At 55.7% G+C, this 15,721-nt stretch carries 12 protein-coding genes and 1 tRNA gene; all 13 read left to right on the plus strand.

Translation table 11 applies throughout. The features are described from left to right. Nucleotides 1-112: 112 nt before the first annotated feature. Nucleotides 113-188 (plus strand) — tRNA-Trp (locus MA884_RS27320). Between the two features lie 45 nt (nt 189-233). Then, nucleotides 234-602: a preprotein translocase subunit SecE gene (gene secE, locus MA884_RS27325; protein ID WP_003186101.1), complete on the plus strand. Its 369-nt coding sequence runs from the start codon at nt 234-236 to the stop codon at nt 600-602. Between the two features lie 9 nt (nt 603-611). Then, nucleotides 612-1,145, plus strand: coding sequence for a transcription termination/antitermination protein NusG (gene nusG, locus MA884_RS27330; protein ID WP_003186097.1), 534 nt, complete (start codon nt 612-614; stop codon nt 1,143-1,145). Nucleotides 1,146-1,262: 117 nt separating this feature from the next. After that, complete coding sequence (rplK, locus tag MA884_RS27335) at nt 1,263-1,694, plus strand: 50S ribosomal protein L11 (RefSeq protein WP_003176435.1); 432 nt, start codon at nt 1,263-1,265, stop codon at nt 1,692-1,694. Beyond that, the gene (gene rplA / locus MA884_RS27340; RefSeq protein WP_003186095.1) at nt 1,694-2,389 is read left to right on the plus strand and encodes a 50S ribosomal protein L1; all 696 of its coding nucleotides are present in this window, start codon (nt 1,694-1,696) and stop codon (nt 2,387-2,389) included. The genes rplK and rplA overlap by 1 nt, the downstream gene beginning before the upstream one ends. Nucleotides 2,390-2,587: 198 nt before the next feature. After that, nucleotides 2,588-3,088 (plus strand): 50S ribosomal protein L10, encoded by a 501-nt coding sequence (gene rplJ / locus MA884_RS27345; RefSeq protein ID WP_256233420.1) that lies wholly within the window; start codon nt 2,588-2,590, stop codon nt 3,086-3,088. A gap of 78 nt (nt 3,089-3,166) precedes the next feature. After that, the gene (rplL, locus tag MA884_RS27350; RefSeq protein ID WP_256233421.1) at nt 3,167-3,532 is read left to right on the plus strand and encodes a 50S ribosomal protein L7/L12; all 366 of its coding nucleotides are present in this window, start codon (nt 3,167-3,169) and stop codon (nt 3,530-3,532) included. Nucleotides 3,533-3,752: 220 nt separating this feature from the next. Then, nucleotides 3,753-7,826 carry a DNA-directed RNA polymerase subunit beta gene (gene rpoB, locus MA884_RS27355; RefSeq protein ID WP_256233422.1) on the plus strand — a complete coding sequence of 1,358 codons (4,074 nt, stop codon included), beginning with the start codon at nt 3,753-3,755 and terminating at the stop codon, nt 7,824-7,826. 64 nt (nt 7,827-7,890) lie between these two features. Beyond that, the gene (gene rpoC, locus MA884_RS27360; RefSeq protein WP_047230482.1) at nt 7,891-12,090 is read left to right on the plus strand and encodes a DNA-directed RNA polymerase subunit beta'; all 4,200 of its coding nucleotides are present in this window, start codon (nt 7,891-7,893) and stop codon (nt 12,088-12,090) included. A 216-nt stretch (nt 12,091-12,306) separates the two neighbouring features. Beyond that, on the plus strand, nt 12,307-12,678 hold the full coding sequence (rpsL, locus tag MA884_RS27365; RefSeq protein WP_002555494.1) for a 30S ribosomal protein S12: 372 nt from the start codon (nt 12,307-12,309) through the stop codon (nt 12,676-12,678). Between the two features lie 117 nt (nt 12,679-12,795). After that, nucleotides 12,796-13,266, plus strand: coding sequence for a 30S ribosomal protein S7 (gene rpsG / locus MA884_RS27370; protein WP_003186074.1), 471 nt, complete (start codon nt 12,796-12,798; stop codon nt 13,264-13,266). Nucleotides 13,267-13,296: 30 nt separating this feature from the next. Next, nucleotides 13,297-15,402 (plus strand): elongation factor G, encoded by a 2,106-nt coding sequence (gene fusA / locus MA884_RS27375; protein WP_256233423.1) that lies wholly within the window; start codon nt 13,297-13,299, stop codon nt 15,400-15,402. 30 nt (nt 15,403-15,432) lie between these two features. After that, nucleotides 15,433-15,721: GTP-binding protein (locus MA884_RS27380; RefSeq protein WP_256233424.1), on the plus strand; the 289-nt coding region annotated here is incomplete at its 3' end.

A 15,721-nucleotide genomic window follows, 5' to 3' on the forward strand; every position in this document is an offset into this window, starting at 1 on the left:
CTATCCGTGAAGGCGGTCGTACCGTCGGCGCCGGCGTCGTAGCCAAAGTCATCGAGTAAATAGTTGTAATGTCTTTTTCGGGCCGGCATAATGGTCGGCCTGATTTTGTTTTAGGTCAGTAGCTCAATTGGCAGAGCGACGGTCTCCAAAACCGTAGGTTGGGGGTTCGATTCCCTCCTGACCTGCCAGATTCACTTGGTGTGTCTGGCTTTCTTTTCACAGGATCTTCATAGATGACTCCTAAAGCTGAAGCTCAAGGCTCTCGCTTCGATCTGCTCAAGTGGCTAGTGGTAGTCGCTTTGGTGGTTGTTGGCGTTGTTGGCAATCAGTATTACTCTGCTTCGCCGATCCTGTATCGTGTACTTGCATTGCTTGCTATTGCCGCTGTTGCTGCCTTTGTGGGGCTGCAAACGGCTAAGGGCAAGTCTTTCTTTGTACTCGCTAAGGAAGCTCGCACCGAGATTCGTAAAGTCGTATGGCCGACTCGCCAAGAAACCACGCAGACCACGTTGATCGTTGTGGCTGTTGTTCTGGTAATGGCGTTGCTGTTGTGGGGGCTCGATTCCCTGCTCGGCTGGCTTGTTTCCTTGATTGTTGGCTAAGGGTGTCCCGTGGCTAAGCGTTGGTACGTTGTGCATGCTTACTCGGGTTACGAGAAGCATGTCATGCGCTCGCTGGTAGAGCGTGTAAAGCTGGCTGGCATGGAAGATGGCTTTGGCGAGATTCTGGTCCCCACTGAAGAAGTGGTTGAGATGCGTAATGGCCAGAAGCGCAAAAGTGAACGCAAGTTCTTTCCGGGCTACGTGCTGGTACAGATGGATATGAACGAAGGGACTTGGCACTTGGTCAAGGATACCCCTCGGGTGATGGGCTTCATTGGCGGTACTGCTGACAAGCCTGCACCGATTACAGATAAAGAGGCAGAAGCGATTCTGCGTCGCGTCGCTGATGGTAGCGATAAGCCGAAGCCGAAAACGCTGTTTGAGCCAGGTGAAGTTGTTCGGGTCACAGACGGCCCATTCGCTGATTTCAATGGCACGGTTGAAGAAGTTAACTACGAAAAGAGCCGGATCCAAGTGGCAGTGCTCATTTTCGGTCGCTCTACTCCGGTAGAGCTAGAGTTCAGTCAGGTCGAAAAGGTCTGATTGAACAGGCATCCCAACCCCGCAGCCCTAGGCTGTGGGGTTTTGTCGTCACTGGGATAAACGCGCAAGTAACCGGGGAGCCTTTCGAGGCGCTAGAACCCGTAATTGGAGTGCCTCATGGCCAAAAAAATTACCGCTTACATCAAGCTGCAAGTGAAGGCCGCTCAGGCTAACCCAAGCCCACCTGTTGGTCCTGCCCTGGGTCAGCATGGCGTGAACATCATGGAGTTCTGCAAGGCTTTCAACGCCCGTACTCAGGGTCTTGAGCCAGGTCTGCCGACTCCAGTGATCATCACTGTTTACAGCGACCGCAGCTTCACCTTCGAAACAAAAAGCACCCCTGCTTCGGTTCTGCTGAAGAAGGCTGCAGGTTTGACCAGCGGCTCCGCTCGTCCAAACACCGTTAAGGTTGGCACCGTTACCCGTGCACAGCTGGAAGAAATCGCGAAAACCAAAAACGCGGATCTGACCGCAGCTGATATGGATGCAGCCGTGCGTACTATCGCCGGTTCTGCTCGTAGCATGGGCCTTAACGTGGAGGGTGTGTAATGGCTAAGCTGACCAAGCGTCAAAAGGCTATCGCCGGCAAAATCGAAGCAGGCAAGGCCTACAACTTTGTAGACGCCGCCGCTCTGCTGGCCGAGCTGTCGACTGTCAAGTTCAGCGAGTCGTTCGACGTTGCTGTAAACCTGGGTGTTGACCCACGTAAATCCGACCAGGTCGTACGTAGCGCTACCGTGCTGCCACACGGCACTGGCAAGACCGTTCGTGTAGCTGTTTTCACCCAGGGCCCAGCAGCTGAAGCTGCTCTGGCTGCTGGTGCTGATCGCGTAGGCATGGACGATCTGGCTGCTGAAATGAAAGGCGGCGACCTGAACTATGACGTAGTTATCGCATCCCCGGATGCCATGCGCGTTGTGGGTCAGCTGGGTCAGATCCTCGGTCCACGTGGTCTGATGCCTAACCCTAAAGTCGGCACTGTAACGCCAGACGTAGCCACCGCGGTTAAAAACGCCAAGGCTGGTCAGGTTCGTTATCGCACCGACAAGAACGGCATCATTCACACCTCCGTTGGCAAGATTGGCTTCGACGCCGTCAAGCTGAAGGAAAACGTAGAAGCCCTGATCGCTGATCTGAAGCGTATCAAGCCAGCTTCTTCGAAAGGTATCTACGTCAAGCGCGTTACCCTGAGCACCACTATGGGCCCAGGTCTGGTCATCGATCAGAGCTCGCTCGACGCGTAAGACTCAGATTGGCGCAAGCGATTGCGCCAATCGAAAAATTGGGGTCCCTGCCTGGCGGGGGCTGTCCAAGACCGTAGGCGACGAAAGTCTTAAACCACAAGCCTACGCAGATGGTGCTCCCGGTTCCTTACCGAATCAGACACCAAAACGACATTCGGTTTCGATCGAATGAAACGGTAACAAGCAGGAGTTAAACCCGTGGCAATTAATCTCGAAGACAAGAAGGCCATCGTCGCTGAAGTCAACGAGGCTGCCAAAGTCGCTCTGTCCGCTGTCGTGGCTGATGCCCGTGGCGTAACAGTAGGCGCAATGACCGGACTCCGTAAAGAGGCTCGTGAAGCTGGCGTTTACGTACGTGTTGTACGTAACACCCTGCTCAAGCGCGCTGTTGCTGACACTGAATACAGTGTTCTCAACGACGTGTTCACCGGCCCGACCCTGATCGCGTTCTCCAAAGATCATCCAGGCGCTGCTGCCCGTTTGTTCAAGGAGTTCGCCAAGGGTCAGGACAAGTTCGAGATCAAGGCAGCTGCGTTCGAGGGCAAGTTCCTCGCAGCTAATCAGATCGATGTACTGGCAACACTGCCGACCCGCGACGAAGCCATTTCGCAGCTGATGAGCGTGATTCAAGGCGCTACCAGCAAGCTGGCTCGTATTCTGGCTGCAGTTCGCGAGCAAAAAGAAGCTGCTGCAGCCTAAGGCTGAGCATTTTCTCTCGCGCTTTTTTGTTTATTTCGATGGCCGCGTAGGCCGTCCCCCAATTCAGGAAATACAGTAATGTCTATCTCCCAAGAAGATATCCTCAACGCCGTAGCTGAAATGTCGGTTCTGCAGGTTGTTGAGCTGATCAAAGCTTTTGAAGAAAAATTCGGCGTTTCCGCTGCCGCTGCTTCCGCTGGTCCAGCTGCTGCTGCCGCCGTTGTTGAAGAGCAAACCGAATTCAACGTCATGCTGACCGAAGCTGGCGAGAAGAAAGTTAACGTGATCAAGGCAGTACGTGAGCTGACCGGTCTGGGCCTGAAAGAAGCCAAGGCTGTAGTTGACGGCGCTCCTGCCATGGTTCTGGAAGCTGTTGCCAAAGACGCAGCTGACAAAGCCAAGGCCGCTCTGGAAGAAGCAGGCGCTAAAGTCGAGCTGAAGTAAGCATCGACTTTGCGTCTCCAGCCCGAGCGTTAAGCGACAGGCTGATGGCTGGTGGCTTTTGCCACCGGCCTTTTTCCGTTATTGGCAGCCGACTGGGTCGGTGCTTATAGCGAGCTGTATCCACCCGATGTGGTGGCGCAAACCATGGGGTTTGCACGATTTTCTGGCTGCTCCCGTCGGGAGGGGCCAAACAAGCAGGTGACCAAGCTGGGGAACGCTGATGGCTTACTCATATACTGAGAAAAAACGTATCCGCAAGGACTTTAGCAAGTTGCCGGACGTCATGGATGTGCCGTACCTCCTGGCCATCCAGCTGGATTCGTATCGTGAATTCTTGCAAGCGGGAGCGACTAAAGATCAGTTCCGCGACGTGGGCCTGCATGCGGCCTTCAAATCCGTTTTCCCGATCATCAGCTACTCCGGCAATGCTGCGCTGGAGTACGTCGGTTATCGCCTGGGCGAACCGGCATTTGATGTCAAAGAATGCGTATTGCGCGGTGTGACTTACGCCGTACCTTTGCGGGTAAAAGTGCGCCTGATCATTTTCGACAAAGAATCGTCGAACAAAGCGATCAAGGACATCAAAGAGCAAGAAGTCTACATGGGTGAAATCCCCCTGATGACTGAGAACGGTACCTTCGTAATTAACGGTACCGAGCGTGTAATCGTTTCCCAGCTGCACCGTTCTCCGGGCGTGTTCTTCGACCACGACCGTGGCAAGACGCACAGCTCCGGCAAACTGCTTTATTCCGCGCGCATCATTCCTTACCGCGGTTCGTGGCTGGACTTTGAGTTCGACCCGAAAGACTGCGTATTCGTGCGTATCGACCGTCGCCGCAAGCTGCCTGCATCGGTACTGCTGCGTGCGCTCGGCTATACCACCGAGGAAGTGCTGGACGCGTTCTACACCACCAACGTCTTCCATGTGCAAGGTGAAAACCTCAGCCTGGAACTGGTGCCTCAGCGTCTGCGCGGTGAAATCGCTGTCCTCGATATCCAGGATGATAAAGGCAAGGTTATTGTCGAGCAGGGTCGTCGTATCACCGCTCGCCACATCAACCAGCTGGAAAAAGCCGGGATCAAAGAACTGCAGGTGCCTCTGGACTACGTCCTGGGTCGCACCACAGCCAAGGTCATCGTGCATCCGGCCACCGGCGAAATCCTGGCAGAGTGCAACACCGAGCTGAACACCGAGATCCTGGCAAAAATCGCCAAGGCCCAGGTTGTTCGCATTGAAACTCTGTACACCAACGATATCGACTGCGGTCCGTTTATCTCCGACACGCTGAAGATCGACTCCACCGGCAACCAGCTGGAAGCCCTGGTCGAGATCTATCGCATGATGCGTCCTGGCGAGCCGCCAACCAAAGACGCAGCCGAGACCCTGTTCAACAACCTGTTCTTCAGCCCTGAGCGCTATGACCTGTCTGCGGTCGGCCGGATGAAGTTCAACCGTCGTATCGGTCGTACCGAAATCGAAGGTTCGGGCGTGCTGAACAAGGACGACATCGTTGCGGTGCTCAAGACCCTGGTCGACATCCGTAACGGTAAAGGCATCGTCGATGACATCGACCACCTGGGTAACCGTCGTGTTCGCTGCGTAGGCGAGATGGCCGAGAACCAGTTCCGTGTTGGCTTGGTGCGTGTAGAGCGCGCGGTCAAGGAACGTCTGTCGATGGCTGAAAGCGAAGGCCTGATGCCGCAAGACCTGATCAACGCCAAGCCGGTGGCTGCGGCGGTGAAGGAGTTCTTCGGTTCGAGCCAGCTGTCTCAGTTCATGGACCAGAACAACCCGCTGTCGGAGATTACCCACAAGCGTCGTGTCTCTGCACTCGGCCCGGGCGGTCTGACCCGTGAGCGCGCAGGCTTCGAAGTTCGTGACGTACACCCGACTCACTACGGTCGTGTTTGCCCGATTGAAACGCCGGAAGGTCCGAACATCGGTCTGATCAACTCGCTGGCAGCCTATGCCCGCACCAACCAGTATGGCTTCCTCGAGAGCCCGTACCGTGTGGTGAAAGAAGGCCTGGTGACCGACGAGATCGTGTTCCTGTCCGCTATCGAAGAAGCCGATCATGTGATCGCTCAGGCTTCGGCGACCATGAACGAAAAAGGTCAGCTGATCGACGAGCTGGTAGCTGTTCGTCACCTGAACGAGTTCACCGTCAAGGCGCCGGAAGACGTCACCTTGATGGACGTTTCGCCTAAGCAGGTTGTTTCGGTGGCGGCGTCGCTGATTCCGTTCCTCGAGCACGACGACGCCAACCGCGCGTTGATGGGTTCGAACATGCAGCGTCAAGCTGTACCGACCCTGCGTGCCGACAAGCCGCTGGTAGGTACTGGCATGGAGCGTAACGTTGCCCGTGACTCCGGCGTTTGCGTCGTGGCTCGTCGTGGTGGCGTTATCGACTCGGTCGATGCCAGCCGTATCGTGGTTCGAGTTGCTGATGATGAAGTTGAAACTGGCGAAGCCGGCGTCGACATCTACAACCTGACCAAATACACCCGCTCCAACCAGAACACCTGCATCAACCAGCGTCCGCTGGTGAACAAGGGTGATCGGGTTCAGCGTAGCGACATCATGGCTGACGGTCCGTCCACCGATATGGGTGAACTGGCACTGGGCCAGAACATGCGCATCGCGTTCATGGCATGGAACGGCTTCAACTTCGAAGACTCCATCTGCCTGTCCGAGCGTGTTGTTCAGGAAGACCGCTTCACCACGATCCACATTCAGGAACTGACCTGTGTGGCCCGTGACACCAAGCTTGGCCCAGAGGAAATCACTGCGGACATCCCTAACGTGGGTGAAGCCGCACTGAACAAGCTGGACGAAGCCGGTATCGTTTACGTAGGTGCTGAAGTAGGCGCAGGCGACATCCTGGTTGGTAAGGTCACCCCGAAAGGCGAGACTCAACTGACTCCGGAAGAAAAACTTCTGCGTGCCATCTTCGGTGAAAAAGCCAGTGACGTTAAGGACACCTCCCTGCGCGTGCCTACCGGCACCAAGGGTACCGTCATCGACGTACAGGTCTTCACCCGCGACGGTGTAGAGCGTGATGCTCGTGCACTGTCTATCGAGAAGACTCAACTCGACGAGATCCGCAAGGACCTGAACGAAGAGTTCCGTATCGTTGAAGGCGCAACTTTCGAACGTCTGCGCTCCGCTCTGGTCGGCCACAAAGCCGAAGGTGGCGCCGGCCTGAAGAAAGGTCAGGAAATCACCGACGAAGTTCTCGACGGTCTTGAGCATGGCCAGTGGTTCAAACTGCGCATGGCTGAAGATGCTCTGAACGAGCAGCTCGAGAAGGCCCAGGCCTATATCGTTGATCGCCGCCGCCTGCTGGACGACAAGTTCGAAGACAAGAAGCGCAAGCTGCAGCAAGGCGATGACCTGGCTCCAGGCGTGCTGAAAATCGTCAAGGTTTACCTGGCAATCCGTCGTCGCATCCAGCCGGGCGACAAGATGGCCGGTCGTCACGGTAACAAAGGTGTGGTCTCCGTGATCATGCCGGTTGAAGACATGCCGCACGATGCCAATGGCACCCCGGTTGACGTCGTCCTCAACCCGTTGGGCGTACCTTCGCGTATGAACGTTGGTCAGATCCTCGAAACCCACCTGGGCCTCGCGGCCAAAGGTCTGGGCGAGAAGATCAACCGTATGATCGAAGAGCAGCGCAAGGTCGCTGACCTGCGTAAGTTCCTGCACGAGATCTACAACGAGATCGGCGGCCGCAACGAAGAGCTGGATACTTTCTCTGATCAGGAAATCCTGGATCTGGCAAAGAACCTGCGCGGCGGCGTTCCAATGGCAACTCCGGTGTTCGACGGTGCCAAGGAAAGCGAAATCAAGGCCATGCTGAAACTGGCAGATCTGCCGGAAAGCGGCCAGATGCAGCTGTTCGACGGCCGTACCGGCAACAAGTTCGAGCGCCCGGTTACCGTTGGCTACATGTACATGCTGAAGCTGAACCACTTGGTAGACGACAAGATGCACGCTCGTTCTACCGGTTCTTACAGCCTGGTTACCCAGCAGCCGCTGGGTGGTAAGGCACAGTTCGGTGGTCAGCGTTTCGGGGAGATGGAGGTCTGGGCACTGGAAGCGTACGGTGCTGCATACACTCTGCAAGAAATGCTCACAGTGAAGTCGGACGATGTGAACGGCCGGACCAAGATGTACAAAAACATCGTGGACGGCGATCACCGTATGGAGCCGGGCATGCCCGAGTCTTTCAACGTGTTGATCAAGGAAATTCGTTCCCTCGGCATCGATATCGATCTGGAAACCGAATAACACGTGACGCGAATCGAGAGCGGGGCTGTTTTGCCCGCTCTCTGCTCCGCCAGGAGGAAAGGCCTTGAAAGACCTACTGAATTTGCTGAAAAACCAGGGTCAAGTCGAAGAGTTCGACGCCATCCGTATCGGATTGGCCTCGCCTGAGATGATCCGTTCGTGGTCGTTCGGTGAAGTTAAAAAGCCGGAAACCATCAACTACCGTACGTTCAAACCCGAGCGTGACGGCCTGTTCTGCGCCAAGATCTTTGGCCCGGTAAAGGATTACGAGTGCCTGTGCGGTAAGTACAAGCGCTTGAAGCACCGTGGTGTGATCTGCGAGAAGTGCGGCGTTGAAGTTGCGCTGGCAAAGGTTCGTCGTGAGCGCATGGCGCACATCGAGCTGGCCTCGCCCGTTGCCCACATCTGGTTCCTGAAATCGCTGCCGTCCCGTATCGGCTTGCTGATGGACATGACCCTGCGTGATATCGAACGCGTTCTCTACTTCGAGAGCTATGTCGTTATCGACCCGGGCATGACCACCCTTGAAAAAGGGCAGTTGCTCAACGACGAGCAGTACTTCGAAGCGCTGGAAGAGTTCGGCGACGATTTCGATGCCCGCATGGGTGCCGAAGCTGTCCGTGAACTGCTGCACGCGATCGACCTGGAGCACGAGATTGGCCGTCTGCGTGAAGAAATTCCGCAAACCAACTCCGAAACCAAGATCAAGAAGCTGTCCAAGCGTCTGAAGTTGATGGAAGCCTTCCAGGGTTCCGGCAACCTGCCAGAGTGGATGGTGCTGACCGTTCTGCCGGTTTTGCCGCCAGACCTGCGTCCACTGGTTCCGCTCGATGGCGGTCGTTTTGCGACTTCCGACCTCAACGATCTTTATCGTCGAGTGATCAACCGTAACAACCGCTTGAAGCGCCTGCTTGATCTGTCCGCTCCGGACATCATCGTGCGCAACGAAAAGCGTATGTTGCAGGAAGCTGTCGATGCACTGCTCGACAACGGTCGTCGTGGTCGCGCTATTACGGGTTCGAACAAACGTCCTCTGAAATCCCTGGCTGACATGATCAAGGGTAAGCAGGGTCGTTTCCGTCAAAACTTGCTCGGTAAGCGTGTTGACTACTCCGGTCGTTCGGTAATTACCGTAGGTCCGACCCTGCGTCTGCACCAGTGCGGTCTGCCTAAGAAAATGGCACTCGAGCTGTTCAAGCCGTTCATCTTCGGCAAACTGGAAATGCGTGGTCTGGCGACCACCATCAAAGCCGCCAAGAAGATGGTCGAGCGCGAGCTGCCAGAGGTTTGGGACGTTCTCGCCGAAGTGATTCGCGAACACCCAGTGCTGCTCAACCGTGCGCCGACGCTTCACCGTCTGGGTATCCAGGCATTTGAACCGGTACTGATCGAAGGTAAGGCTATCCAGCTGCACCCGCTGGTCTGTGCAGCGTACAACGCCGACTTTGACGGCGACCAAATGGCCGTGCACGTACCGCTGACGCTGGAAGCCCAGCTCGAAGCGCGTGCGTTGATGATGTCCACCAACAACATCCTGTCGCCAGCCAACGGTGAGCCAATCATCGTTCCGTCCCAGGACGTTGTATTGGGTCTGTATTACATGACTCGTGAAGCGATCAACGCCAAGGGCGAAGGTCGTGTGTTCGCGGATCTGCAAGAAGTTGACCGTGTGTTCCGTGCCGGCGAAGCCGCACTGCACGCCAAGGTCAAGGTGCGGATTAACGAAACCGTGAACGATCGTGATGGCGGCAGCGTGACCAACACCCGTATCGTCGACACCACTGTCGGCCGTGCGCTGTTGTTCCAGGTTGTGCCAAAAGGCCTGTCCTTTGACGTCGTCAACCTGCCGATGAAGAAAAAGGCGATCTCCAAGCTGATCAACCAGTGCTACCGCGTGGTTGGTCTGAAAGAGACCGTGATCTTCGCTGACCAGTTGATGTACACCGGTTTTGCCTATTCGACCATTTCCGGCGTTTCCATCGGTGTTAACGACTTCGTTATCCCGGATGAAAAAGCCCGCATCATCGGTGCTGCCACCGAAGAAGTGAAAGAGATCGAAAGTCAGTACGCCTCCGGCCTGGTCACCCAGGGCGAGAAGTACAACAAGGTAATCGACCTCTGGTCCAAGGCGAACGACGAAGTTTCCAAGGCGATGATGGCCAACCTCTCGAAAGAGAAAGTCATCGACCGTCATGGCAACGAAGTCGACCAGGAATCCTTCAACTCGATGTACATGATGGCCGACTCGGGCGCACGGGGTTCTGCTGCGCAGATCCGTCAGCTCGCCGGTATGCGTGGCCTGATGGCCAAGCCGGACGGTTCCATCATCGAGACTCCGATTACAGCGAACTTCCGTGAAGGCTTGAGCGTACTTCAGTACTTCATCTCCACTCACGGTGCTCGTAAGGGTCTTGCCGACACCGCGTTGAAAACAGCGAACTCCGGTTACCTGACTCGTCGTCTGGTAGACGTTGCCCAGGATCTGGTCGTGACCGAGATCGATTGCGGCACCGAGCATGGCCTGGTAATGACGCCGCACATTGAAGGCGGTGACGTTGTAGAGCCGCTGGGTGAGCGCGTATTGGGTCGTGTCATTGCCCGTGACGTATTCAAGCCAGGTACCGAGGACGTGATCGTTCCTGCCGGCACTCTGGTTGACGAAAAGTGGGTCGAGTTCATCGAGCTCAACAGCATCGATGAAGTGATCGTGCGTTCGCCGATCAGTTGCGAAACCCGCTACGGCATCTGCGCCAAGTGCTACGGTCGCGACCTGGCTCGTGGTCACCAGGTGAACATCGGTGAAGCGGTCGGCGTTATCGCTGCCCAGTCCATCGGTGAGCCGGGTACCCAGCTGACGATGCGTACGTTCCACATCGGTGGTGCGGCAAGCCGGACCTCCGCAGCTGACAGCGTCCAGGTGAAGAATGGCGGTACTGTTCGTCTGCACAACCTGAAGCACGTTGAGCGAGTGGACGGTCACCTGGTGGCTGTATCGCGTTCCGGTGAGCTGGCAATCGCTGACGATTTCGGTCGTGAGCGCGAGCGTTACAAGCTGCCGTACGGTGCTGTGATTTCGGTCAAGGAAGGTGACAAGGTCGACGCTGGCGCCATCGTCGCCAAGTGGGATCCGCACACTCACCCGATCGTGACCGAAATGAAAGGTACCGTGACCTACGTGGGCATGGAAGAAGGCATCACGATCAAGCGTCAGACCGACGAATTGACCGGTATGACCAACATTGAAGTACTTGATGCGAAAGATCGTCCAGCTGCTGGCAAGGACATCCGTCCGGCCGTGAAGATGGTCGACGACAACGGCAAGGATCTGTTGCTGCCAGGCACTGACGTAATCGCTCAGTACTTCCTGCCAGCCAACGCCCTGGTCGGTGTGGCGGACGGTGCGCGGATCGCGATCGGTGATGTTATCGCTCGTATCCCGCAGGAAACTTCGAAAACCCGCGACATCACCGGTGGTCTGCCGCGTGTTGCCGACTTGTTCGAAGCTCGTCGTCCGAAAGAGGCCTCGATTCTGGCTGAAGTCAGCGGCACCATCGCGTTCGGTAAAGAGACCAAGGGCAAGCGCCGTCTGGTCATCACGCCGAACGACGGTAGCGATCCGTACGAAGAGCTGATTCCGAAGTGGCGTCACCTGAACGTCTTCGAAGGCGAACAGGTAAACCGCGGTGAAGTTATCTCCGACGGCCCGAGCGATCCACACGACATCCTGCGTCTGTTGGGTGTAAGTGCGCTGGCCAAGTACATCGTGAACGAGATCCAGGACGTTTACCGTCTGCAGGGCGTGAAGATCAACGACAAGCACATCGAGACCATCCTGCGTCAGATGCTGCGTAAAGTTGAAATCGCTGAATCCGGCGATTCGAGTTTCATCAAGGGCGACCAGATGGAACTGACTCACGTACTGGTAGAAAACGAGCGCCTGGCGACGGAAGACAAATTTGTCTCCAAGTTCACTCGCGTGTTGCTGGGTATCACCAAGGCGTCGTTGTCTACCGAATCGTTCATCTCGGCGGCTTCCTTCCAGGAAACCACCCGCGTACTGACCGAAGCGGCGGTAACCGGCAAGCGCGATTACCTGCGCGGCCTGAAAGAAAACGTAGTCGTGGGTCGTCTGATCCCGGCCGGTACCGGTTTGGCCTATCACAGCGAGCGCAAGCGTCGTCGTGATGCGGACAAGCCGTTGCGCGTAAGCGCCAGTGAAGTGGAAGCTGCACTGACCGAAGCACTGAACTCGAGCGGTAACTGAGTTCTGCGGTAATTAAGTGCCTGGCCCTGGTCATCCCGCCTGCTGGATCGAGACAAATTGTCGAGATCCGGCGAGCGGGGAGGTCGGGGCCTTGCCTTGACTGGGAACAAGATCCTCTTTAGACTCTTGATCCCCTAAATTTGGCGGGAATTCGTTCCTGCCATTTTGCTTTTCTTGTAAGACAATAGCGTCGCAAGACAACAGTGGAGCTAGTAGATGGCAACTATCAACCAGCTGGTACGTCAGCCGCGTAAGCGTATCGTCGAGAAATCCGACGTGCCTGCGCTGCAGAACTGCCCGCAACGTCGTGGCGTATGCACCCGTGTGTATACCACCACGCCGAAAAAACCTAACTCGGCACTGCGTAAAGTATGCCGTGTGCGTCTGACCAACGGTTTCGAGGTTTCCTCGTACATCGGTGGTGAAGGCCACAACCTGCAAGAGCACAGCGTGGTACTGATCCGCGGCGGTCGTGTAAAAGACTTGCCAGGTGTTCGTTACCACACCGTTCGCGGCTCCTTGGATACCTCCGGCGTTAAAGGTCGTAACCAGGGTCGTTCGAAGTACGGTACCAAGAAGCCTAAGTAGTAGCGGCTTTTTGTAAAAACTGATTTTCTATTTTTTGAGTCGATAAGAGTAAGGTCGGAGGCGTCCCGCAAGGGCACCGATTCCGAGCGAACCTGAAGACCGTTTGAGGGCTTATCAATGCCAAGACGTCGCGTAGCAGCCAAACGTGAGATTCTGGACGATCCGAAGTACGGAAGCCAGATTCTCGCCAAGTTCATGAACCACGTAATGGAAAGCGGCAAGAAAGCCGTTGCCGAGCGTATTGTTTATGGCGCACTGGACAAAGTTAAGGAACGCAAGAACAGCGATCCCCTGGAAATCTTCGAGAAAGCTCTCGACGCCATCGCTCCGCTGGTCGAAGTGAAGTCGCGCCGTGTAGGCGGTGCTACTTACCAGGTTCCGGTCGAAGTTCGTCCGTCCCGTCGTAACGCCCTGGCAATGCGCTGGTTGGTAGACTTCGCCCGCAAGCGCGGTGAGAAGTCCATGGCTCTGCGTTTGGCTGGCGAACTGTTGGACGCTGCTGAAGGTAAAGGTGCTGCAGTTAAGAAGCGTGAAGACGTGCACCGTATGGCTGAAGCCAACAAGGCTTTCTCGCACTACCGCTTCTAATTCTAGCGTCACTCAATTTGCGAGGGCTTTATGGCTCGTACTACACCGATTAATCGCTACCGTAACATCGGTATCGTTGCCCACGTGGATGCTGGTAAAACCACCACCACTGAGCGCGTCCTTTTTTACACTGGCAAAAGTCACAAGATGGGCGAGGTGCATGATGGCGCCGCGACCACCGACTGGATGGTGCAGGAGCAGGAGCGTGGTATTACCATTACTTCTGCTGCCATTACCGCCTTCTGGAAGGGTTCCGAGAAGCAGTACAAGGATGAGCACCGCTTCAACGTCATCGACACCCCGGGTCACGTAGACTTCACCATTGAAGTTGAACGTTCCCTGCGTGTACTCGACGGCGCTGTGGTTGTGTTCTGCGGCACCTCGGGTGTTGAGCCTCAGTCGGAAACCGTATGGCGTCAGGCCAACAAATACGGCGTTCCACGTCTTGTTTATGTAAACAAGATGGACCGTGCTGGTGCCAACTTCCTGCGCGTGATCGCTCAGATCAAGCAGCGTCTGGGTCACACTCCGGTGCCGATCCAGTTGGCTATCGGTTCCGAAGACAACTTCCAGGGTCAGATCGATCTGATCAACATGCAAGCTGTCTACTGGAATGACTCTGACAAGGGTATGGTTCCTGTTCGCAAGGACATCCCTGCAGAGTTGCTGGAAGAAGCCGAGAAGTGGCGTGGCAACATGGTTGAGGCTGCGGCCGAAGCCAACGAAGAGCTGATGAACAAGTACCTTGAGGGTGAAGAACTCACCAACGAGGAAATCAAGGCTGCTCTGCGTCAGCGTACCATTGCTGGCGAAATCGTCTTGGCTGTTTGCGGTTCTTCCTTCAAGAACAAGGGTGTTCCCCTGGTTCTCGACGCCGTTATCGACTTCCTGCCTGCGCCGACCGATATTCCTGCCATCAAGGGTACCGACCCGGATGACGAGACTATCGAACTGGAGCGTCATGCAGACGATAACGAGCCGTTCTCGGCTCTGGCGTTCAAGATCGCTACCGACCCATTCGTGGGTACCTTGACCTTTGTTCGGGTTTACTCGGGCGTGTTGAACTCCGGCGACGGCGTGATCAACTCTGTAAAAGGCAAGAAAGAGCGCGTGGGTCGTATGGTGCAAATGCACGCAAACGCCCGCGAAGAGATCAAGGAAGTGCGCGCTGGTGACATCGCGGCCTTGATCGGCATGAAGGACGTCACCACGGGTGAGACTTTGTGCAACGGCGACAAGCCAATCATCCTGGTTCGCATGGACTTCCCGGAGCCGGTTATTTCGGTTGCCGTTGAGCCGAAAACCAAGGATGACCAGGAAAAAATGGGTATCGCTTTGGGCAAGCTTGCTCAGGAAGATCCATCTTTCCGCGTTAAGACTGATGAAGAGACTGGTCAAACGATCATCTCTGGCATGGGCGAGTTGCACCTGGACATCCTGGTTGACCGGATGCGCCGTGAGTTCAACGTCGAAGCCAACATCGGCAAGCCTCAGGTTTCCTATCGTGAGCGCATCACGAAGAACTGTGAAATCGAAGGCAAGTTCGTTCGCCAGTCCGGTGGTCGTGGTCAGTTCGGTCACTGCTGGATCCGTTTTGCACCGGCTGATGAAGGTCAGGAAGGTCTGCAATTCGTGAACGAAGTCGTAGGTGGTGTGGTTCCTAAGGAATACATCCCGGCGATCCAGAAGGGTATCGAAGAGCAGATGAAGAACGGCGTTGTTGCCGGCTATCCGCTGATCGGCCTGAAGGCGACTGTGTTCGATGGTTCTTACCACGACGTCGACTCCAACGAGATGGCGTTCAAGGTGGCTGCTTCCATGGCGACCAAGCAACTGGCCCAGAAGGGCGGTGGTGAGTTGCTTGAGCCGATCATGGCGGTAGAGGTTGTTACGCCTGAAGACTACATGGGTGATGTCATGGGCGACCTTAACCGTCGTCGTGGCATGATTCTGGGTATGGAAGATACGGTTTCCGGCAAGGTCATTCGTGCCGAGGTTCCGTTGGGTGAAATGTTCGGTTACGCAACCGACGTTCGTTCCATGTCTCAGGGTCGCGCAAGCTACTCTATGGAATTCAAAAAATACAATACAGCTCCGTCGCATATCGTCGAAACTGTTACCAAAAAGCAAGGCTGATTCAGCCCTTTAAGCTAGGAGTTAATTGTCGTGGCTAAAGAAAAATTTGAACGGAACAAACCGCACGTCAACGTTGGTACCATCGGTCACGTCGACCACGGTAAAACCACGCTGACCGCAGCTCTGACCCGTGTCTGCTCCGAAGTTTTCGGTTCGGCCAAGGTTGACTTCGACAAGATCGACAGCGCCCCGGAAGAAAAAGCTCGCGGTATCACCATCAACACCGCTCACGTTGAATACGATTCGGCCGTGCGTCACTACGCACACGTTGACTGCCCAGGTCACGCCGACTACGTAAAAAACATGATCACTGGTGCTG

This window comes from Pseudomonas sp. Q11 (genome assembly GCF_024494355.1).
Classification (GTDB): Bacteria; Pseudomonadota; Gammaproteobacteria; order Pseudomonadales; family Pseudomonadaceae; genus Aquipseudomonas; species Aquipseudomonas hefeiensis.

Bases quoted from the DNA above. Each gene is read 5' to 3' on its own strand.
- rpoB (WP_256233422.1), top strand. From the start codon at position 3,753: ATGGCTTACTCATATACTGAGAAAAAACGTATCCGCAAGGACTTTAGC.
- fusA (WP_256233423.1), top strand. From the start codon at position 13,297: ATGGCTCGTACTACACCGATTAATCGCTACCGTAACATCGGTATCGTT.
- rpsL (WP_002555494.1), top strand. From the start codon at position 12,307: ATGGCAACTATCAACCAGCTGGTACGTCAGCCGCGTAAGCGTATCGTC.
- rplA (WP_003186095.1), top strand. From the start codon at position 1,694: ATGGCTAAGCTGACCAAGCGTCAAAAGGCTATCGCCGGCAAAATCGAA.
- rplK (WP_003176435.1), top strand. From the start codon at position 1,263: ATGGCCAAAAAAATTACCGCTTACATCAAGCTGCAAGTGAAGGCCGCT.
- secE (WP_003186101.1), top strand. From the start codon at position 234: ATGACTCCTAAAGCTGAAGCTCAAGGCTCTCGCTTCGATCTGCTCAAG.
- rpsG (WP_003186074.1), top strand. From the start codon at position 12,796: ATGCCAAGACGTCGCGTAGCAGCCAAACGTGAGATTCTGGACGATCCG.
- rplL (WP_256233421.1), top strand. From the start codon at position 3,167: ATGTCTATCTCCCAAGAAGATATCCTCAACGCCGTAGCTGAAATGTCG.